The organism is Rhodoferax aquaticus, assembly GCF_006974105.1.
In the GTDB taxonomy this organism is placed as follows: domain Bacteria; phylum Pseudomonadota; class Gammaproteobacteria; order Burkholderiales; family Burkholderiaceae_C; genus Allorhodoferax; species Allorhodoferax aquaticus_A.
The window spans coordinates 2,033,012-2,054,022 of sequence record NZ_CP036282.1; the positions used below are offsets into that span (position 1 = coordinate 2,033,012).

17 protein-coding genes and 2 pseudogenes are annotated in these 21,011 nt (G+C 54.5%); 14 read left to right on the plus strand and 5 right to left on the minus strand.

The window, feature by feature from the left end:
- Positions 1-152: 152 nt before the first annotated feature.
- The 4 genes and pseudogenes from EXZ61_RS22500 to EXZ61_RS09535 all read left to right on the plus strand — a co-directional run.
- Positions 153-368, plus strand: a pseudogene (locus EXZ61_RS22500) (response regulator); the annotation flags it as partial.
- A gap of 486 nt (positions 369-854) precedes the next feature.
- On the plus strand, positions 855-1,148 hold the full coding sequence (locus tag EXZ61_RS22505; RefSeq protein ID WP_342590580.1) for a histidine kinase dimerization/phospho-acceptor domain-containing protein: 294 nt from the start codon (positions 855-857) through the stop codon (positions 1,146-1,148).
- Positions 1,121-1,306: a histidine kinase gene (locus tag EXZ61_RS22510; protein ID WP_342590570.1), complete on the plus strand. Its 186-nt coding sequence runs from the start codon at positions 1,121-1,123 to the stop codon at positions 1,304-1,306. Before EXZ61_RS22505 ends, EXZ61_RS22510 begins: the two co-directional genes overlap by 28 nt.
- Entirely contained in the window at positions 1,299-1,523 is a 225-nt protein-coding gene (locus tag EXZ61_RS09535) for a hypothetical protein (protein ID WP_142811255.1), read from the plus strand. The genes EXZ61_RS22510 and EXZ61_RS09535 overlap by 8 nt, the downstream gene beginning before the upstream one ends.
- Before the next feature lie 122 nt (positions 1,524-1,645).
- Here the strand turns inward: EXZ61_RS09535 and EXZ61_RS09540 are convergent, their stop codons facing one another.
- Together EXZ61_RS09540 and EXZ61_RS09545 are read right to left on the minus strand one after the other, a co-directional pair.
- A complete protein-coding gene (locus EXZ61_RS09540) occupies positions 1,646-2,395 on the minus strand; it encodes a substrate-binding periplasmic protein (protein ID WP_168224731.1) in 750 nt (249 codons plus the stop codon).
- A 237-nt stretch (positions 2,396-2,632) separates the two neighbouring features.
- Positions 2,633-2,890, minus strand: coding sequence for a hypothetical protein (locus EXZ61_RS09545; RefSeq protein ID WP_142811259.1), 258 nt, complete (start codon positions 2,888-2,890; stop codon positions 2,633-2,635).
- A 248-nt stretch (positions 2,891-3,138) separates the two neighbouring features.
- On the opposite strand from EXZ61_RS09545, the gene EXZ61_RS22375 reads away from it, so the two are divergent.
- Together EXZ61_RS22375 and EXZ61_RS22150 are read left to right on the plus strand one after the other, a co-directional pair.
- Positions 3,139-4,842, plus strand: coding sequence for a methyl-accepting chemotaxis protein (locus EXZ61_RS22375; RefSeq protein WP_281063823.1), 1,704 nt, complete (start codon positions 3,139-3,141; stop codon positions 4,840-4,842).
- A 120-nt stretch (positions 4,843-4,962) separates the two neighbouring features.
- Positions 4,963-5,180, plus strand: a pseudogene (locus tag EXZ61_RS22150) (DDE-type integrase/transposase/recombinase); the annotation flags it as partial.
- Positions 5,181-5,547: 367 nt separating this feature from the next.
- Here EXZ61_RS22150 and EXZ61_RS09560 read toward each other — a convergent pair.
- Together EXZ61_RS09560 and EXZ61_RS09565 are read right to left on the minus strand one after the other, a co-directional pair.
- Positions 5,548-6,456 carry an SPFH domain-containing protein gene (locus tag EXZ61_RS09560; protein WP_142811263.1) on the minus strand — a complete coding sequence of 303 codons (909 nt, stop codon included), beginning with the start codon at positions 6,454-6,456 and terminating at the stop codon, positions 5,548-5,550.
- Positions 6,457-6,468: 12 nt separating this feature from the next.
- Positions 6,469-6,894 (minus strand): NfeD family protein, encoded by a 426-nt coding sequence (locus EXZ61_RS09565; protein ID WP_142811265.1) that lies wholly within the window; start codon positions 6,892-6,894, stop codon positions 6,469-6,471.
- Positions 6,895-7,034: 140 nt separating this feature from the next.
- Between EXZ61_RS09565 and EXZ61_RS09570 the strand changes: the two genes are divergently transcribed.
- On the plus strand, positions 7,035-9,311 hold the full coding sequence (locus EXZ61_RS09570) for an arginine/lysine/ornithine decarboxylase (RefSeq protein ID WP_142811267.1): 2,277 nt from the start codon (positions 7,035-7,037) through the stop codon (positions 9,309-9,311).
- A 107-nt stretch (positions 9,312-9,418) separates the two neighbouring features.
- Here EXZ61_RS09570 and fabI read toward each other — a convergent pair whose 3' ends face one another.
- Positions 9,419-10,207 (minus strand): enoyl-ACP reductase FabI, encoded by a 789-nt coding sequence (gene fabI, locus EXZ61_RS09575; RefSeq protein WP_142811269.1) that lies wholly within the window; start codon positions 10,205-10,207, stop codon positions 9,419-9,421.
- A 43-nt stretch (positions 10,208-10,250) separates the two neighbouring features.
- Here fabI and EXZ61_RS09580 point away from each other — a divergent pair, with 43 nt between their 5' ends.
- The 7 genes from EXZ61_RS09580 (at position 10,251) to infB (ending at position 21,009) form a co-directional block, all read left to right on the plus strand.
- Positions 10,251-12,047, plus strand: coding sequence for an extracellular solute-binding protein (locus EXZ61_RS09580; RefSeq protein WP_142811271.1), 1,797 nt, complete (start codon positions 10,251-10,253; stop codon positions 12,045-12,047).
- Positions 12,048-13,073: a microcin C ABC transporter permease YejB gene (locus EXZ61_RS09585; RefSeq protein ID WP_142811273.1), complete on the plus strand. Its 1,026-nt coding sequence runs from the start codon at positions 12,048-12,050 to the stop codon at positions 13,071-13,073.
- A gap of 7 nt (positions 13,074-13,080) precedes the next feature.
- Positions 13,081-14,139, plus strand: a complete 1,059-nt coding sequence (locus EXZ61_RS09590) for an ABC transporter permease (RefSeq protein ID WP_237219139.1) — start codon at positions 13,081-13,083, stop codon at positions 14,137-14,139.
- Positions 14,136-15,728 (plus strand): ABC transporter ATP-binding protein, encoded by a 1,593-nt coding sequence (locus EXZ61_RS09595; RefSeq protein ID WP_142811277.1) that lies wholly within the window; start codon positions 14,136-14,138, stop codon positions 15,726-15,728. The genes EXZ61_RS09590 and EXZ61_RS09595 overlap by 4 nt, the downstream gene beginning before the upstream one ends.
- Before the next feature lie 145 nt (positions 15,729-15,873).
- Positions 15,874-16,476 carry a ribosome maturation factor RimP gene (gene rimP / locus EXZ61_RS09600; protein WP_142811279.1) on the plus strand — a complete coding sequence of 201 codons (603 nt, stop codon included), beginning with the start codon at positions 15,874-15,876 and terminating at the stop codon, positions 16,474-16,476.
- Between the two features lie 72 nt (positions 16,477-16,548).
- On the plus strand, positions 16,549-18,045 hold the full coding sequence (nusA, locus tag EXZ61_RS09605) for a transcription termination factor NusA (protein ID WP_142811281.1): 1,497 nt from the start codon (positions 16,549-16,551) through the stop codon (positions 18,043-18,045).
- Between the two features lie 24 nt (positions 18,046-18,069).
- Entirely contained in the window at positions 18,070-21,009 is a 2,940-nt protein-coding gene (infB, locus tag EXZ61_RS09610; protein ID WP_142811283.1) for a translation initiation factor IF-2, read from the plus strand.
- Positions 21,010-21,011: the final 2 nt, after the last annotated feature.

Below are 21,011 nucleotides of genomic sequence, written 5' to 3' on the forward strand. Positions count from 1 at the left end.
CGGGCCTAAGGCATCAGGCCCCTAAGTGTGTGCTAAGTCCGCGCAAGCAAAGTTCGCGGGTCTTCAACAACCAAGCTTGTCTGCTACACACCATGCAAAACTCTCTTCATGCGTCCGCCTATCCGGCCTGGGTCTAGGACGGGCAGTCGGCACAGCTCGCCCTGTCCACCCCAAAGCATGGCCTCATGCTGCTGGACCTGGGCCTCCCCAAGGTAGACGGCATGGAGATTCTGCGCAGCGTGCGCGCTCGGGATGACGCCGTGCCAGTGCTGGTCACTACCGCCCGCGATACGGTAGAAGACCGGATCAAAGGTTTAGACCACGGCGCGGAAGACTACGTGCTCAAGCCCTTTGAAATGTCCGAACTGCTTGCTCGTATGCGGGCAGTGATCCGGCGCAAGGGGGGGGGCGCGTCCGGCACGCTTCTTTCGAACGGAAATATGTCCTTAGACCCGGTGACACGGGAAGCAATCGTTGAGGGCGCGAGGACTCTGCTGTCAGCCAAGGAGTTCGCCCTCTTGCATGCACTGATGGCTGTTGTGGCATGTGTGTTGTCCTATTTCACGGCCCTTCAGGAGGCCAGGAAGTTGCAGGATGACGTGCTGCGTCAGGTCGTCCATTTGGTCCATCGGCAGGGTCTGGCCGCTGATCCCGCTCCGGCTGGAGTGGAGACTGACATCCTCGATGCCGACTCTGTGGTCGTGATCCAGATCCTGCACCCGGCGGCACCAGAGCGCGACACCAGTACGATGGCGGGCACGCTCCTCCTTGCCGCTCAGCGAACGGGTGTGCGTGATGAAATCCGCCCCTTCGTGACCGCCATCAACGACCTTCTCAACCGGGTACAGGGAGCGATGGACCAGCAACGTCGCTTCCTCGCTGATGCAGCACATGAACTCCGCACGCCCTTGACGGCGCTCACCCTACAGGCCGAACAGTTGGCGAGCACAGAGATGCCGCCGTCGGCCAAGGCCCGTGTGCGAACCTTGATGACTGGCTTGTCGCGAGCGCGCCAGCTAGTCGAGCAACTCCTGACCTATGCACGGGTCCGGGATGTGAGTCAGGATGTGGTTCACTCGACCGCCGTTCGCGCAGTCGCCCACCGCATGAGCGAGAGCGTGTGTTGGACCCTTTTTACAGAGGGCTAGGAACCGATGTCATCGGCTCCGGTCTGGGCCTGTCGATCGTTCAGACCATTGCACGACGCATCAGTGCCAGCCTCGAACTCACCTATGCGGACAAGGAACGGCGTCAAGGCCTGCGAGTGATCGTCACGCTTCCGTCTGCGGAGGACACGCATGCTTAAACAACGCAAAGACTACTTCGCGGTACTCGTTTTGGCCTCGGTGCTGGTCGCGCTGGTGCCTACCGTCTGGCCTGTGCTGGATCTCGCTGTAGCAAACTACTTCTTCCAAGCAGCGGATGGCTCACAGTCCGCCACTTGGACTGGGGTGGTCTTTGTCAATCGGTATGTACCGCTCATGTTGGTTGTCGCCAATGTTGAGTTGACAGGGTGTGCTTGAAACAGCTGGTAGTCCTTAACCTTTGCGGACACAAGAGGAATAGTGGGAGGTAGAGCAGTACATCCCTGTACTTCATTCATTGCACGCTCTGTCAAATCGCAATCCGCTCCAAAAAGCATGTGTTACCAGGCCTTCGCGCCGTACTTGTCAAGTAACTTCTTGAGTTCGCCCGATTTTTTCATCTCCGCTGTTTTAGCGTTAATTGCCTTGACGATGTCCGCGCTCTTGGGGTTCTTCGCACCAAAACCGGCGAAAAGATCAGTGGATTCCATGCAACCCGCTGACACGACATCCTTGAGGGCGGGCTGCGACTTGCGCAAATAGTTCACGACGGTTTCGTTTTCGATAAACGCCTGAAAACGCTTGCCCGTCAGCTTCTTGATGTTGAGTTCCAGAGCGTTATCGCCGGCTGCACTCTGCACCTTGGAGGGATTGGACTTTTGCCAGTTCATGAATTCGTCCGGATATACATAGCTCTGGATGGTCCCCACCGATTGCAGTTTGGCCAGGTCCGCCGGGCTGCTGTATTTCAGGGAGTCGCCTGCATTGACAAAAAAGCAGGTGGTGTCCACCCCCAGCTTGTCAGTGACCAGCATGCCTTCCCGGTCACCGGTCGCCATGCCTACCACTCCGTTGATCTGTCCATTGCGCGCCTCGGACAGCGCGCGGGACCACGGCGTAGTGGCGTAGTCAACTGTATGGCCCGCGGTTTTGGCAGCCGCCTGAATAATTTCGATCATGTAACCCGGCTGGGCCGATTTGGGTTCGCAGTTGTAGGGGCACCAGTTGTCGGCGCGGATGGTCCAGACGTCGGCGTGAGTCAATGGCGCGAGCGATAGCACCGCCAAACCTAGGATATAGCGTGTCTTCATGAGCGTTCTCCGGTTAGATCCTTGGCAGTTCGGCATGTTGAACTTTGCCCCGCACACCAACTCGCGGCCGAACTAGGCCCAACTCTGCACATGGGGAATGACTATACCGAGGTTCAGCAATTTTGTGGTGTCAGACGCGAAGTTCAGCGACAGCATTTGCACGCTTTCCTTGACTGAGGTCTTGGCGTGACTTTTGCGGACAAATGTAGATCTGCATGTCCATTACGCGAATGCGACTTACTTGAGTTCTGACATTTCTTTGACCTGCCAAGCAAAATCGTAGAGCCTAACTTTGCTGCGGAAAAACCGGTCGTTACGCCACTCATCGATGACGCGCAACGCTAGTTTGAAGGTGTCGTAGTCCAATTTGTAGAGTTCACTGAGAAGGAACTCATGCCCCATTTCTAGGGCGACGATCAAATAAGAAAATATCTTAGCGTCCCTAGATTCAGGGTCTTTTTCAATGATTTTTCGAGCTTCCTTGAAGGCAGACATGTTTTCTCCCAAAAAATCCGCGAGGGTCAATCGTGACAATGTAAACGGAAATACTGTAGCTGGCCCCGCAGATAAAGAATGCGACGCTTTGCTGTAGTTATTCTGCACAGCCAGTGAATCGCCCCCGGCTTTCCGAAACCTATTGCTGCATCTGCCCAAAATGGGTGGCAATGCGTTGCGACAAAGCGATTCAACTGCTAGCCTGCTCTAACTGGCAAACGCTCACCATCCGCTTGCTGGATCTAGCCATGGATGTATTGAAAGCATCCGACTTTCCAATTGTCTTGGCTAGTTTTTGCGACGAATATGTTCAGCTTTCATTGACCCCAAATGACGGGACACTTGAATGTGGTTCCGCCACAGCAGGAGGCGCGACGATGTTAGACAAACTGAGTTTCAAACAAAAAATTGCCTCCATCGTGCTCTGCGGAGTAGGTTCGGTGCTGCTCTTCTCTGTGATTTCAGTATTTGACACAAGGCGCTCGCTGACTGATGCGAGGAAGCTTGAGTTGGTGACAGCAGTGCAGTCTGTTCATGCCTTGGCAATCGGCTATAAGGCCAAGGCCGATCAAGGTCTGATGAGCAAGGAAGACGCGCAGAATGCTGCTGCCGATTCCATTGGAATGGCGCGGTACGGCGGAGCTAACGGAAAGACTGAGTACTTCTATGTTTGGCGTACCGATGGTGTGGGCGTTGTTCACCCGATCAAACCCGAGTGGATAGGGCAAAACATGATCGGAAAAATCAAGGATGGGTCCGGAGTGGATGTTATCCAAGCACTCATAGCCGGGCTTCAGGCAAGTGCTGACGGAGCTGCATTTGTGCCGACCATGTTCCCGCGCCCCGGTAGTTCAGAACCAGTTCCAAAACTGCAGTTCATTATGAAAGTCGAAGGCTGGAACTGGATGGTGGGCTCTGGCTTGTATACCGATGATCTGGACGAACAAATACGCAGCGAAGTGTGGCAGGAGCTTGCCTATGGCCTTCTGGGCCTGATGTTTATGGGCGGCGTAGGCCTAGTAGTTGCGAGATCGGTCATGCGCCAAATCGGTTGTGAGCCCGCTTTGGCGGTGACAATTGTCCAACAGGTCTCGATGGGCAATTTGACAGTTGATCTGCACCAAGCGCCCAAGGGCAGTGTCATGGCTGGACTTAGTGACATGGTGGATTCGCTTCGTATATTGGTGACGGAAGTTCGCAGCGGTTCGGAGGGAATTGCAAGTACGAGCGCCGAAATTGCCCAAGGCAATAATGACCTCTCTGTCCGCACCGAGCAGCAAGCAGCGGTGCTAGAAGAGACCAGCGCATCGATGTCTGAATTGGGAGGGACCGTCAACCAAAATGCATATGCCGCTCGTCAGGCTAACGAACTGGCCACCAGCGCATCCAGCGTAGCCATGCAGGGTGGCGAGGTTGTTGGCCGCGTGGTTGAGACCATGAAAGGCATCAATGCATCGTCGCGCAAAATTGCCGACATCATCAGCGTGATTGACGGCATTGCCTTTCAGACCAACATTTTGGCGCTCAATGCGGCGGTTGAGGCTGCGCGCGCTGGCGACCAAGGAAGGGGCTTTGCAGTGGTCGCCAGTGAAGTACGTGCTCTTGCGGGGCGCAGTGCAGAGGCTGCGAAGGAAATTAAGTCACTGATCAATACCAGCGTGGAAAAGGTCGAACATGGCAGCAGCCTCGTTGATCAGGCAGGTACTACGATGCAGGAAATCGTCTCCTCCATCCAGCGAGTCGCGCACATCATGGGTGAGATAAGCGCTGCGTCCAACGAACAGTCTCAGGGGGTGAGTCAGGTGGGAGAAGCGATCAGTTCCATGGACCAAACGACCCAGCAAAACGCAGCTCTTGTTGAAGAAATGGCTGCTGCTGCAACTGGTCTGAAAACGCAGGCGCGCGACCTAGTGTCCACCGTTTCGCTCTTTCAATTGCCGTCTGGCCTTTGAGCTCAGTGCCACGGGGCTCGCGCAATCAGCGCCAGCGCTGCCTAGGGCTTGCGTATCTTGCTCGGCATTCATGTTCCATGGCGACAGGTTATGCCTCACACATGAGGTTTCTGACTGAGGGTGACCGGCATCACCTACATCCGAATGCATGAAGGCTGGTTGTACTTGGCCGTGTGGTGGAACTGTTCTCGCGCTGGGTCGTGGGAGGGGCAATGAGTGAACGCATGACCAGTGAGCTGGCCTTCAATGCGATGCCCATGGCGGTGTGGCGATGCAAGCCCGACGCCGAAGTCATGGTGCATTCTGACCAGGGCAGCCCATACACCAGAGATGACTGGCCTTTCAGCTTTGGTAATCTGTAGGGTCAGACTACCACCATCGCCGTAGAGCCCAGGCTTTGCCAAACGTGTAACTTGAGGTGCGGAGAGTCGGCCTATTGAACGTGCCATAAGTTCTAATCCGTTTCAAATCAACTATCCAAACAACTATACAAATGGTCGTTGGATTGGGTTCAATTGGGTTGAACGCGATTGGATGCTTGTTGCTCGTAAGCCATTGATTTTTTTGGTGTATTTGTACTTGTTTGGAATTTGTTGGATGTCTCGATTGCGCAAGCCTTCCCCGCCAGAAAAAAGTAAAGCCCTGCAATAAGGCTATTGCAGGGCTTTTTTTAGGGGGCAGCAAGCTGTCCTTTGTTCTGAGCCTTTACTTGATCGAGCTCACCATCTTCATGGCCGATGCGATCAATGCAGACACTTCCGACATATTGCTGGGCACGATGAGCGTGGTGGATGCGTCGGCCGCTACTTGGGCGTAGGCGTCCACTGCACGCTCTGCTACTTTGAGTTGCACAGCTTGTTCACCACCAGGTAGGCGAATGGCGGCTGCAACACGCTCTATGGCTTGTGCGGTCGCATCGGCCACAGCGGTGATGCTGGCTGCCTCGCCCTGGGCTTTGTTGATGGCGGCTTGCTTTTCACCTTCAGATCTAGCGATGAAAGCTTCGCGTTCGCCGGTGGCGATGTTGATTTGCTCTTGGCGGCGACCTTCGGATGCCGCAATCAATGCGCGCTTTTCACGCTCAGCGGTGATTTGCGCTTGCATGGCATGCAAGATTTCTTTCGGTGGTGTGAGGTCTTTGATTTCGTAGCGCAAGACTTTGACGCCCCAGTTCAGCGCCGCTTCGTCGATGGCCGATACCACTTGGGCGTTGATGATGTCGCGCTCTTCAAACGTTTTATCTAACTCCAGCTTGCCGATGACCGAGCGCAGAGACGTTTGAGCGAGTTGCGAGATGGCCACGATGTAATTCGACGAGCCGTAGCTGGCGCGCATGGCGTCAGTGACTTGAAAATACAAAATGCCGTCTACCTGCAACTGGGTGTTGTCCCGGGTAATACAGACTTGACTTGCGATGTCGAGCGGGATTTCTTTGAGCACGTGTTTGTAGGCCACACGATCAATAAAAGGCAGCAGGATGTTGAGCCCCGGAGTCAGTGTTTCGTGGTATTTGCCCAAGCGTTCTACCACCCATGCATGCTGCTGGGGCACCACCTTGACCGCACGGGTTACGAATAAGACGGCAATGACCAGTATGACGATTGCTATTTCCATAAAGACTCCTTGTTAAGACTTGTCGACCAATAAGCGGCTGCCAATTACCTCCGCAATGCGGTGGCTACCGACACTGGGGGTAATGCCATTGCGGTGGATGGCGGTCCACTGCGCGCCGCGGTATTGCACCTGGGCGGTGCCGTCGGCTTGCCAAGCATTCACGTTGACGGTTTCGCCAATGTCCAAATTGACATCGGGATTCGCTTGTGCGGATGGTTTGCCTCTGCCGCGTGCAGGCCGAAAGTGCCACCATGCTACTGCTCCGCACCCCACCACTGCGGCGACGACAATTTGGTACGTGGTGCTGAGACCCGCGTGGGCCCCAATGGCTGCAGCAACGACCCCGATGGCTAGCATGAGGAGGTAAAAAGTGCCGGTGATTAGCTCTAGCGCCACAAGTCCCCCTGCAAGCAGCCACCAAATAGTTGATTCGCTCATATAAGTTTGGATCGAACTCTCTGTGTGTTGACAACGCCACATTGTGGGTCAAAAGGCGAGGGGTGCCACATGGCTTGCGCAATTAGTACTTACACTTCGCGCCTGCTTAATTGTTTTTGGTATTTCGCTGGAGTAATTTGATGAAGTTTCGCTTTCCCATCGTCATCATTGACGAAGATTTTCGCTCTGAAAACACCTCCGGGTTGGGTATTCGCGCTTTGGCTCAGGCCATAGAGACTGAGGGCTTCGAAGTGCTGGGCGTGACCAGCTACGGCGATTTGAGTCAGTTTGCCCAGCAACAAAGCCGCGCCAGTGCATTCATTTTGTCGATTGACGACGAGGAATTCACGCCTGGGCCCGATTTGGACCCGGCAGTATTGAACTTGCGCCACTTTATTGAAGAAGTGCGTCGCAAAAACTTGGATGTGCCCATCTATGTGTACGGCGAGACCAAAACTTCACGCCACATTCCGAACGACATCTTGCGTGAGCTCCACGGTTTCATCCACATGTTTGAAGACACGCCCGAGTTTGTGGCGCGCCACATCCTGCGTGAAGCTAAGAGCTATTTGGAGGGCGTGCAGCCCCCGTTCTTCAAAGCCTTGCTGGATTACGCTGAAGACGGTTCTTACTCATGGCATTGCCCCGGGCACTCAGGCGGCGTGGCCTTTTTGAAGAGCCCTGTAGGCCAGATGTTCCACCAATTTTTTGGCGAAAACATGCTGCGTGCTGACGTGTGCAACGCCGTTGAAGAGTTGGGCCAGCTGCTAGACCATGACGGCCCGGTGGGCGCTTCTGAACGCAATGCGGCGCGCATTTTCAATGCAGACCACTGCTTCTTCGTGACCAATGGCACCAGCACCTCTAACAAAATGGTCTGGCACCACACTGTGGCGCCGGGCGATGTGGTGGTGGTGGACCGCAACTGCCACAAGTCCATCTTGCACAGCATCATCATGACGGGGGCGATTCCGGTCTTTTTGAAGCCCACGCGCAACCACTTTGGCATCATCGGGCCCATTCCCAAAGAAGAGTTTGAGCCAGCGGCCATTCAAGCCAAGATCAAAGCCAACCCGTTGCTCAAAGGCGTAGATGCGAAAAAGGTGAAGCCTCGTGTGCTGACATTGACGCAATCCACCTACGACGGGGTGTTGTACAACACCGAAACCATTAAGGGCATGCTTGATGGCTATGTAGACAACCTGCACTTTGACGAGGCTTGGTTGCCACATGCTGCTTTCCACCCCTTCTATGGTAGCTACCACGCCATGGGCAAGAAGCGCGTGCGGCCTAAGCATGCGGTGGTGTATGCGACGCACTCCATTCACAAACTGCTGGCCGGAATTAGCCAAGCTAGCCAAGTGCTGGTGCAGGACTCCCAAACGGTGAAGTTGGACAAACACTTGTTCAATGAAGCTTATTTGATGCACACCTCCACCTCGCCGCAGTACAGCATCATTGCCAGCTGCGACGTGGCCGCCGCCATGATGGAGCCACCCGGTGGCACGGCCTTGGTGGAAGAGAGCATTGCCGAAGCCCTGGACTTCCGTCGCGCCATGCGCAAGGTGGACGAAGAGTACGGCAAAGACTGGTGGTTCAAAGTATGGGGCCCGGACAAGTTAGCCGAAGAAGGCATTGGCCGCTCAGACGACTGGATCATCAAAGGCGAAGCCAAGAACGCCAAGGCAGGTGTCAATTGGCACGGTTTCGGCAAGATGGCGACCGGCTTCAATATGTTGGACCCCATCAAGTCCACCATCGTGACTCCGGGCATGGACTTGAGCGGCAAGTTTGCCAAGACGGGTATCCCGGCCAGCATCGTGACCAAGTTCTTGGCGGAGCACGGCGTGGTGGTGGAGAAAACGGGTTTGTACAGCTTCTTCATCATGTTCACCATCGGCATTACCAAAGGCCGCTGGAACAGCATGTTGACGGCTTTGCAGCAGTTCAAAGATGACTACGACAAGAACCAGCCCATGTGGCGCATCCTGCCGGAGTTTTGCCAAAAGTACCCACGGTATGAGCAAATGGGCTTGGCGGATTTGTGCCAGTTCGTGCATGAGCTGTATGCCAAGTACGACATTGCACGCCTGACGACAGAAATGTACTTGAGCGACCTACAGCCCGCTATGAAGCCCAGTGACGCCTACGCCCACATCGCGCACCGCAAGACCGAGCGTGTGGAGATTGATAAGTTGGAAGGCCGCATCACCGTGGGCTTGGTCACACCATACCCTCCAGGCATTCCTTTGTTGATTCCTGGTGAAGTGTTCAACAAGAAAATTGTGGACTACCTCAAGTTCTCGCGCGAATTCAACTCGCTGTGCCCCGGCTTTGAAACAGACATCCACGGCTTGGTGGAAGAAGTGGGCGACGATGGCAAGAAGCGCTACTTTGCCGATTGCGTGAAAGCCTAAAAGCACAAAAAAGGGTCGGTAGCAGTGTGAAACTGCTACCGACCCTTTGCTATTACTTATATAGCTGATTACGCTTATTCTATGGGCGTAAGCAGCTATTTTTTTGCTTAAGCGCCTTCTACAACAGCCACAGCAGATTGGCTCACGCCGCAGTCCACATACGAGATTTGGCCGGTTACTCCAGAGGCCAAGTCGCTCAGCAAGAACGCGGCCACGTTGCCCACTTCGTCAATCGTGACGTTGCGGCGCAATGGGGATGCGCTTGCGGAGATGGCCAACAAACGTCCAAAGTCTTTAATGCCACTTGCAGCCAGTGTTTTGATGGCACCAGCGCTCAATCCGTTGACACGCATGCCGCGCGGGCCAATGGCTTCTGCCAAGTACCGAACTGAAGACTCCAACGACGCTTTGGCCAAGCCCATGGTGTTGTAGCTAGGTACCACGCGCACACCGCCCAAGTAGGTCAAAGTCAAGAGCGATGCCTTGTCGGTCAGGTAAGGCAATGCTGCCTTGGCCATCGCGGGAAAGCTGTAGGCACTGATGTCGTGGGCAATGCGGAAGTTCTCGCGTGAAAGTCCGTCCAAAAAGTTGCCAGCAATCGCTTCGCGTGGGGCAAAGCCAATGCTGTGTACAAAGCCGTCAAAGGTGGGCCAGTGGGTCGCTAGGTCGGCAAACAGCTTGTCGATTTGGGCGTCGTCACCCACGTCGCAATCGAAAATCAACTTCGAGTCAAAGTCGGCTGCAAACTCTGTGATCCGGTCTTTGAACCGCTCACCCACGTAGCTAAAGGCCAACTCAGCGCCTTGGGCGTGGCAGGCTTTAGCAATGCCGTAAGCGATGGAGCGGTTGGATAAAACACCGGTGATCAATAATTTCTTGCCAGCTAAAAAGCCCATAACGTCCTCTTAAAAAATGCTCCGAATAGTGCAGAATTGTCGCATGCGAATTTTGTTGCCGATGCTGCTCTTGGTTCACGCTGGTTACAGCTTCGCAGCCCACGGCTATGCCTTATGGGGTGACCTGCAATATCCTGCAGGTTTTTCGCAGTTTGCCTACGTCAATGCTGCTGCGCCTAAGGGCGGTGAATTGCGCTTGGTAAGCAACCTGCGCGTTTCCACCTTCGACAAATATAACCCGTTCACGGTGAAGGGCTCTGCGCCTGCCTATCTCAGTGGGCTGATGTTTGACTCACTCTTGGCCAGCTCACTCGATGAGACCTCTGCAGGATACGGGCTATTGGCCCAGGACGTGACCGTGTCTGACGACCGATTAAACGCCACCTTCCGCCTGCGCCCTGAGGCTCGCTTTCACAATGGCGAGCCGGTGCGTGCTTTGGACGTGAAGCACAGTTTCGCCATGCTCATGGGGGAGTTTGCGTCGCCCGGCTATCGCACTGCGTTGGAAGACTTGGCCAGTGTCGATGTGGTGGACCCACTGACGGTGCGTTTTCGTTTCAAACGCCCCAACCGAGAGCTGCCTTTGACGGTAGGGGGATTTCCTATCTTTAGCCACCGCTGGGGGGAAGTGGGCGGGGTGCTCAAGCCCTTTGATCAAGTGGTGATGGATATTCCTATTGGCAGCGGCCCCTACAAGATTGGCCCTGTGGTGTTTGGCAAAGACATCACTTACGTGCGTGACCCCAACTATTGGGCCAAAAATTTGAACGTCCGCAAAGGCACCGCTAACTTTGACCGTATTACCGTCAAGATCTACAAGGACAGCACCGCGCGCTTAGAAGCGCTCAAGGCGGGCGAGTTTGACCTCATGCGATTTTTCTCTGCAGGGGACTGGGCGCGGCGGGTGAATGGGCGCAAATTTGACTCCGGTGAGTTGGTGAAAGCTGAGTTCAAGCACCGCTTGCCCACGGGTTTTCAAAGCTATGTTCTCAACACCCGTCGCAGCCAGCTACAAGACGTGCGCGTGCGCCAAGCACTGGGGCTTGCCATTGACTTCGAATGGATGAGCCGGCAAATGTTTTATGGGGCCTACCAACGGGTGCAGGGCTTGTTTGGTAACACGGACTGCCAAGCCTCGGGTATCCCAGATCCAGCGCAGCTGGCATTGCTTGAGCCTTGGCGCTCCCGCATACCACAGGCGGTGTTTGGCCCTATGGCTCAGGCTCCGCGCACAGATGGTGATGGCTCTTTGCGTGGCAACTTGCGCTTGGCTCAGAAGCTGCTCAAAGAGGCTGGGTGGACCTATCGAGACGGTGCTTTGCGCAATACCCAGAACGATGTGTTTGAGTTGGAGTATTTGGACAGCGCGGAAACCGGCGCGCGCACCGTGGGACCGTGGGCCAGAAATCTTGAGAAGTTGGGAGTCAAACTCACGTTTCGCCCTGTGGACTTTGCCTTGTACCAGCAGCGCCTCCAGAAATTCGAGTTCGACATCACGTCCATTGCCTACCAAGGGACGCACAACCCTGGGCAAGAGTTTGCCGATCTGTTCGGAAGCAAAGCAGCAAAGCAAGAAGATTCGGGCAACTTCAGTGGTGTCCAAAGCCCAGCGATTGACGCATTGGTCACGCGCATGACCCAAGCCAACTCCAAGGCTGAGTTGCTGCCTGCTTGCCGCGCCTTAGACCGTGTGATCAGCCATAGCCACTATTTAATTCCTCAGTGGTCAGCAAGCACGCACCGCTTGGTCTACAACGATTGGCGTCTTAGCCGCCCAGAGCAAATGCCGCCTTACGCGCAAGGTGAGACATGGGCTATTGACACTTGGTGGGCCAAATAAATGCTGACCTATGTATTCAAACGACTGCTGCTGATGGTGCCCACCCTGTTGGGGGTTTTGTTCTTCACTTTCTTGGTGATTCAGTTTGTGCCTGGTGGCCCCGTTGAGCAGTACTTGGCCGAAGCAAAAGCAGGCGCTGGGGTTGGGGCTGAAGGCGGCCTGAGCTACCGCGGGGCGCAAGGTGTAGACCCCAAACGGCTTGAGATGGCCAAAGCCTTGTATGGCTTTGATAAACCAGCGCACGAGCGGTTTGTGCAAATGCTGGTGCAGTTTGCCCGCTTTGATCTGGGGAAGAGCTTCTTTCAGAACCGGGATGTGTCCCAACTCATCTGGGAGAAGCTGCCGGTGTCCATGAGTTTGGGACTTTGGACTTTTTTCATCAGCTATTTGGTGGCAGTGCCTCTGGGCGTTGCAAAGGCGGTGCGTGCGGGGTCTCGGTTTGACTTGATCACCACCATGGTAGTTCTGGTTGGGTACGCCATTCCGGGTTTTGTTCTGGGGGTGGCGTTGTTGGTTGTCTTTGGTGGGCAATTGCAATGGTTTCCCTTGCGGGGCTTGACCTCTAGCAACTGGGAACAAATGGCGTGGGGCGCTCGCATCGTGGATTACCTTTGGCACATTGTGCTGCCTGTCACTGCCATGGTCTTAGGCAGTTTTGCAGTAACGGCCATGCTCACCAAAAACGCTTTTCTTGAAGAGATACGAAAGCAGTATGTGGTGACCGCCCGCGCTAAGGGGCTGTCAGAGAACCGGGTCCTTTGGAAACATGTGATGCGTAATGCGCTGATTCCCATCATCACAGGTTTTCCGGCGGCCTTTATCGGAGCGTTCTTTACGGGCTCATTGCTGATTGAGACGCTGTTTTCATTGGATGGCTTGGGACTGCTGAGCTATGAGAGCGTGATTCGGCGGGACTACCCCGTTGTCATGGGGACTTTGTATTTGTTTACGCTGATTGGTTTGGTGACCAAGCTGATCTCTGACCTTTGTTATGTTTGGGTGGACCCGCGTGTCAAATTCGACTGATCCACACATGGTTACAGTGGCTGGGCCCGCTGTCTCGCTGGTCCCACAAAGCCCATCTCGGCGCGCCTGGCAGCGCTTCAAACGCAACCGTATGGGCTACTTCAGCTTGTGGGTGTTTGTGGCGCTCTTAGTTGTCAGTCTGTTTGCTGAGTTGGTTTCCAATGACCGCCCGCTCTTGGTACGCTACGAAGGGCAAGTCTACGTTCCTCTCGTGCGCGACTATCCCGAAACCACGTTTGGGGGTGATTTCGCAACGCCGACGGACTACTTGGACCCTTTCATTCAGCAGCGCCTCGCCGCGCCCGGCAATTGGGCCGTGTTCGCCATCAATCCCTATGGGCCCAAGACGCTGAACTATTTTGCCAAAGAGCCCAATCCGTCGGCACCTAGCCGAGCCAATTGGCTGGGGACTGACGACAAGGGTCGCGACCTCTTGGCGCAATTGATTTATGGGTTTCGCGTCAGTACGCTTTTTGCACTGGCACTGACGCTCGTTGGGGTCCTTCTTGGCTTGCTGACGGGGGCCATCCAAGGTTTTTTTGGTGGCAAAACAGACTTGCTGTTTCAGCGTTTTATCGAGGTGTGGAGTGCCATGCCAGAGCTCTATTTGCTCATCATTTTTAGTGCGGTGTTTGCCCCTAGCATTACTTTGTTGCTAGTGTTGCTCAGTCTCTTTGGCTGGATGGGGCTCAGCGATTACGTGCGTGCCGAGTTTCTGCGCAATCGGCAGCTTGACTTTGTTCGGGCAGCTAGAGCGCTGGGCGTGTCAAATTGGAAAATCATCGTGCGCCATATCCTTCCCAACAGCATGACACCGGTGGTGACTTTTTTGCCTTTTCGCATGAGCGGTGCGATCCTGGCGCTCACCTCTCTAGACTTTTTGGGCTTGGGTGTTCCCCCCGGAACTCCGTCATTGGGGGAGCTCTTGGCGCAAGGTAAAAACAATATTGACGCTTGGTGGATATCTCTCTCGACATTCGCCGTTCTGGTCATCACTCTTCTGCTACTTACGCTTATGGGTGATGCGTTGCGCGACGCTTTGGACCCACGCAAGGCCGACCAATGATGCTGCTATCTGTCGATAACCTGCGTGTAAGTTTTGCGGGCCACGCTGTCGTAAACGGTGTCAGCTTTAATATCAAGCCAGGTGAAAAACTGGCACTGGTAGGCGAGTCTGGCTCAGGGAAAACAATGTGCGCCATGAGCCTGCTGGGGCTTGCGCAGGGTGCATCTGTAAGCGGCCATGCGTGGTTTGAAACTGACAGCGGTCGAGCAGACTTGCTGGCGATGCCACCGCAAAAGATGCAAGCCATTCGCGGCAAGGACATCGCGATGGTGTTTCAAGAGCCCATGTCTGCCTTGAATCCGCTGTTCACGATTGGTGAGCAGATTGCGGAGGTTTTAGAGCTAAAAATGGGCTTATCGCCCATGGAAGCTGCGCAGGCTGCTATTGATTTGATTGCAGACACGGGCATTGCAAACCCTTCTCATCGGGTTAATGCGTATCCCCATCAACTCTCGGGCGGGCAGCGGCAACGCGCGATGATTGCTATGGCGTTGGCTGCGCGGCCCAAGCTACTGCTGGCGGATGAACCAACAACAGCCTTAGACGTGACAGTGCGCCGACAGATTTTGGATCTTTTGGGTAGTTTGCAAGTCAAGTACAACATGGCAGTCCTGCTGATTACCCACGACCTCCACTTGGTGCGCAGCTTCGCGGATCGGGTTGCGGTGATGGAGCAGGGGCGTATCGTCGAGCAAGGCGTTGTTGCGGATGTTTTTACGAAACCCCAGCATGCCTATACCCGTCGCCTATTGGCGAGTGCCCCTTCTCGGGACATACAACCAATTCAATTGTCGGCCCCGGTGCTGGTGAGTGCTGCTGGATTGCGGGTTTCTTACCCGGTGGCCACACCTGGTCTACGTGGCTGGTTTGCAAAGGCGGTCTTTACCGCGGTCGAGGGGGCCAGTTTTTCTTTGGCTGCTGGTCAAACACTTGGGATAGTTGGGGAGTCTGGTTCAGGTAAAACGAGTCTGGCTTTGGCCGTTTTGGGCTTGCACCCGTCAGAAGGTAACTTGCGCTTGTGGGGTAGAGGCTGGGGGCAAGCGAAATCCGTTGACTTGGCATTGCGAAAAGATATTCAAGTCGTTTTTCAAGATCCCTTCTCTTCGTTGTCTCCACGCCTCACTATTGGCGAAATAGTCGGGGAAGGGTTGTTGATTCACGCTCCATCTCTCTCGGCGGCACAGAGGCAAAGCGAAGTCTTACAGACTTTGGCGGAAGTGGGTATGACGGACGCTCAGTTTCCTGGGTTGTTACAGCGTTATCCGCACCAGTTTTCAGGGGGGCAGCGGCAACGCATTGCCATTGCGCGTGCGTTGGTGGTTGCGCCTAAACTGCTAGTGCTCGACGAGCCGACCAGTGCACTTGATATGACTATGGCTCAGCAGGTGCTAGGGCTTCTGCAACGGCTCCAGCATGGAAGGGGGCTCGCCTACTTGTTGATTACCCATGATGTAGCGGTGGTGCGCGCCATGGCCCACGATGTCATCGTTATGCGTGATGGACGCGTGTTGGAGCAGGGGCCGGCGGACCAAGTTTTTCATCGACCAACGCAGGAATACACCCAAATTTTGCTTGCGGCTACGCAATAAATCCTTAAAAATCAAGGGCCTTATACCGTTTTTCGGATACAATCCAAAGCTCACGACCAAACGGGCGGGTAACTACCGCCCGTTTTTTTTGGTCGTTTGTTTTTTGAACGTGTTTTTGGCGCTGTTTTGAACGGATAAACCCAACGTGGCATTACAAGATATTGTTGAGCAAACAGTTGTTGGCCTTGGCTATGACTTGGTGGAGATTAATCGCTCCGCTGGCGGTTTGCTGCGTATCACAATCGATTTGCCTTGGACTCAGCCGAAAGAGGGTGAGTTGCCAACGGAGCAGTTTGTCAACGTTGAAGATTGCGAGAAGGTGACCCGTCAATTGCAGTTTGCGCTTGAGGTGGAGACGGTTGATTACCGTCGGTTGGAGGTGTCTTCCCCTGGTATAGATCGACCACTTCGTCATGCGCAGGATTTTGAGCGATTTGTGGGTCAGGTTGTGGATTTGACTCTCAAGGCGCCTATGGGAGTGGCGGCCGCGGGGCAAGTGAGTGCGAGCCGAAAGAAGTTTCGCGGCACCTTGGAGCGGTTGGTTGCTCAGACCGGTGAGGTTTCTTGGCAGATTGTTTGGAGTGATGAGCCTGAGGTGAAGCCGGGGCAGCGTGTCAGTAAGAAGCGCGTTCCTGCGCCATTGCAGGCACTGGGGTTTACCTTGGATGAGTTGCGCGAAGCGCGTTTGGCGCCTATTGTGAGTTTCAAAGGGCGAGGTGCTGCAGGTTTTATAGAAGGTGCTGATTGAAGGCGTGTGCCTTCAATGGTGTTGAGTTTGTATTGGTGGATTGATTAAAAGAGTCTTCAGGAGAGTCATAGCATGAATCGCGAACTGTTGATGCTGGTGGAAGCCATCTCACGTGAAAAGAACGTGGAGTTGGATGTGGTAATGGGTGCTGTCGAAGCTGCACTGGCGCAAGCAACTAAAAAACTCTACCCCGGTGAGGTGGATATTCGAGTGGCGTTGAATCGCGATAGCGGTCATTACGAAACGTTTCGTCGTTGGCACGTGGTGCCTGACGAGGCTGGCTTGCAGTTGCCTGATCAAGAGATTCTTTTGTTCGAAGCCAAGGAGCAAATCCCTGACATAGAGGTGGATGAGTACATCGAAGAGTCGGTAGAGTCTGTGCCTATTGGGCGCATTGGTGCCATGGCAGCCAAGCAAGTTATTTTGCAGAAAATTCGCGATGCTGAGCGCGAGATGCTGCTCAATGACTTCATGTCTCGCGGTGAAAAGATCTTTGTTGGTACGGTTAAGCGTATGGACAAGGGGGACATCATTGTTGAAAGCGGGCGCGTAGAGGGTCGTTTACGCCGTGGTGAGATGATCCCCAAAGAGAACCTGCGTACAGGGGATCGCGTCCGCGCCATGATCATGGAGGTGGACCTCACGCTGCGTGGTGCGCCTATCGTGTTGTCGCGCTCTTCGCCCGAGTTCATGGTTGAGTTGTTTCGCCAAGAAGTGCCTGAGATTGAGCAGGGCTTGTTAGAAATCAAGTCTTGTGCACGTGATGCGGGGTCCCGCGCGAAAATTGCTGTCTTGTCCCATGACAAGCGCGTCGACCCTATTGGTACTTGCGTAGGTGTGCGTGGTACCCGTGTGAATGGTGTTACCAATGAGTTGGCTGGTGAGCGCGTTGATATTGTCTTGTGGAGTGAAGATCCGGCCCAGTTTGTGATTGGTGCATTAGCTCCAGCCAACGTTTCGAGCATTGTCGTAGACGAAGAACGGCACGCCATGGATGTGGTTGTCGACGAAGAAAATCTCGCCATTGCTATCGGGCGTGGAGGTCAAAACGTGCGTTTGGCTTCTGAGTTGACAGGCTGGAAAATCAACATCATGGATGCGGCTGAGTCGGAGCAAAAGCAGCATTCGGAAACAGACTCAGTGCGAGTTCTGTTCATGGAGAAACTGGATGTTGATGAAGAGATTGCGGATCTCTTGATCGCGGAAGGGTTTACAAGCTTGGAACAGGTGGCCTATGTGCCGCTTGAAGAAATGCTTGAAATTGAGAGCTTTGACGAGGAAACGGTCAGCGAATTGCGGACCCGTGCAAAGAATGCTTTGTTGACGATGGAAATCGCTCATGAAGAGAGCGTGGAAGATGTTTCACTGGATTTGCGGGATTTGGAAGGTATCACTTCTGAGTTGCTGGGCAAACTGGCCGACGCAGGCGTCCACTCTAGGGATGACTTGGCCGATTTGGCCGTTGACGAACTTACAGAAATCACCGGCCAGTCTGCGGACGAAGCCAAGGCCCTCATCATGAAAGCGCGCGAACATTGGTTTACCAATGATGCCGCTTCTGAAGAGTAATGGTCATGAAAGGTTACACAATAAATGTCCAGTACGACAGTCGCCGAGTTTGCCAGTGAACTCAAAAAATCAACCGAAGTTTTGCTTGAGCAATTGAAGTCTGCCGGAGTCGCTAAGTCTTCGGCTTCAGAAGTCTTGACAGACTCGGATAAGCACAGCTTGTTGAGCTATTTGCAAAACAGCCATGGAACGGCTTCCGCCGAGCGGAAGAAGATCACCCTGGTTAAGCGTCAGACTACCGAAATCAAGCAAGCTGATGCCACAGGCAAGGCCCGCACGATCCAAGTGGAAGTCCGCAAGAAGCGAACCTTTGTTCGTCGTGATGACGGAGTGGACCAAGTCACTGATGCTCAAGAGCAGGAAGTCGCTGCTCAGCAAGCTGAGACTGAAGCCCAAACGGCCGAACTTGCGCGCCGAGAGGAAGAGGCAAGTCGCCAAGCTGAATTGATTCGCCTTCAAGAGGAAGAGCTAGCTCAACGGCGCTTGGAGCGCGAGCTTCAAGAACAGAAAGCACGTGAGTTGGCTGAGCAAGCAGCCGCCAAAGCAGCGCAAGAAGCGCTAGAAGCGCAAGAAGCGGCGCAGGCACGTGCATTGGCTGAAAAGGCGAAGATAACGGTTGCAGTAGCAGCCCCCATCGATACGGCGGCCAAAGAGGCCGAAGCTGCTGCGAAAGCAGAAGCCTTAGTAAAAGCCCGAGTTGTCGCAAGCGAAAAGGCTGCAGCCGATTCCAAAGCACGCGCTGCCGAAGAAGCTGCGCGTGCCACTGATTTGGGCGAGCGTCGCCGCAAAGCCGAAGCCGAAGCAGCGGCCATTCGTTTGATGATGTCTGCCCCGGCTAAGAAGCCGATGTTGGCCAAAAAACCGGATGAGGCGAAGCCAGATCCTGCCAAAGCGGGTCTCAAAGGCACATTGCATAAACCTGCTGCAGGTGCAGCAGGAGCCGCAAAACCTGCTAAGCCAGGTGCACCAGCTACGCCAGCGTCTGGCAGTCCAGGTAACGCGGGTGGTGGTAGCGGTAAAGAAGTCAAGTCCGCCAAGCTGTCCAGCAGCTGGGCGGGTGACCCCGCAAAGAAAAAGGCAATTCCTACCCGTGGCGACACTGGCGCAGGAGCCGGGCGTTCGAGCAACTGGCGCGCTGGCCCCAAAGGCAGACGTGGCAGCAACGACCGCGAGGAACAACGTCCTCAAGTCGCTATCGCTGAAGCGCGTGTTATTGAAGTACATGTGCCAGAAACCATTACTGTTTCTGACTTGGCGCACAAAATGGCGGTCAAGGGTTCTGAAGTCATCAAGCATTTGATGAAGCTTGGGCAGATGGTGACGATCAACCAGTCCTTGGACCAAGATACCGCCATGATTGTGGTGGAGGAAATGGGCCATAAAGCAGTTGTGGCAGCACTGGACGATCCTGAGGCATTCACGGATGACGAAGTGTCCGAACATCACGCCGAAACCCTGCCACGCGCACCCGTTGTGACCGTGATGGGCCACGTGGACCATGGTAAGACTTCATTGTTGGATTACATTCGCCGTGCCAAAGTAGCATCTGGGGAAGCCGGTGGCATTACCCAGCACATTGGTGCTTACCATGTGGAAACACCTCGCGGCATGGTGTCCTTCTTGGACACCCCTGGACATGAGGCGTTTACCGCTATGCGTGCCCGTGGTGCCAAGGCCACGGACATCGTGATTTTGGTGGTTGCTGCTGACGACGGTGTGATGCCGCAAACCAAAGAGGCCATCAAGCATGCCAAGGCTGCAGGCGTTCCTTTGGTTGTGGCGATCAATAAGATCGACAAGCCCGATGCCAACCCTGAGCGCGTGAAGAACGAACTGGTGGTTGAAGAGGTGGTGCCAGAAGAGTTCGGTGGAGATTCGCCTTTTGTGCCAGTGTCTGCCAAGACGGGTCAAGGCATTGATGAATTGCTGGAACAAGTGTTGTTGCAAGCCGAGATCTTGGAACTGCGTGCACCAGTGGACGCCATGGCCAAGGGCTTGGTGATTGAAGCGCGCTTGGACAAGGGCCGTGGCCCGGTTGCTACCATCTTGGTGCAGTCAGGCACATTGAAGACGGGTGACATTGTGCTGGCGGGTTCTACGTATGGCCGTGTTCGTGCCATGTTGGATGAAAACGGCAAGCCAATCAAAACGGCTGGACCTTCCATTCCTGTTGAAATTCAGGGTCTGACCGAAGTGCCTCAAGCAGGTGATGAATTCATGGTGCTTGCGGATGAACGCCGTGCCCGTGAAATTGCCACCTACCGTGCAGGCAAGTTCCGCAACACCAAGCTGGCTAAGCAACAAGCGGCCAAGCTGGAGAATATGTTCTCGGACATCTCTGCTGGCGAAGTCAAAATGCTGCCCATCATCGTCAAAGCCGATGTGCAAGGTTCGCAAGAAGCGTTGTCGCAATCCTTGCTTAAGCTCTCGAATGATGAGATCAAAGTGCAGTTGGTTTACGCCGCAGTGGGTGCTATCAGCGAGTCGGACGTGAATCTGGCGATTGCTTCTAAGGCAGTCATTCTTGGCTTCAACACCCGTGCAGATGCCGGTGCGCGCAAGCTTGCTGAAGGCAATGGTGTCGACATTCGCTACTACGACATCATTTACGATGCGGTGGACGATCTGAAGCTCGCAATGTCTGGCATGTTGACGCCCGACAAGAAGGAAGAAGTCATCGGTACTGCGGAGATCCGCCAAGTGTTCAAGGTCAGCAAGATTGGTTCTATCGCTGGCTGTATGGTTACTGCTGGTGTGGTCCGCCGCTCCGCTCGCTTGCGCTTGTTGCGCAACAACATGGTGATTTACACCGGCGAGCTGGATTCCTTGAAGCGTTTCAAAGACGACGTGCGCGAAGTTCGCGAGAACTTCGAATGCGGTTTGAACATCAAGAACTACAACGAGATTGAAGAAGGCGATGTGCTCGAGTTCTTCGAAATTCGCGAAGTTGCGCGTACTTTGTAATC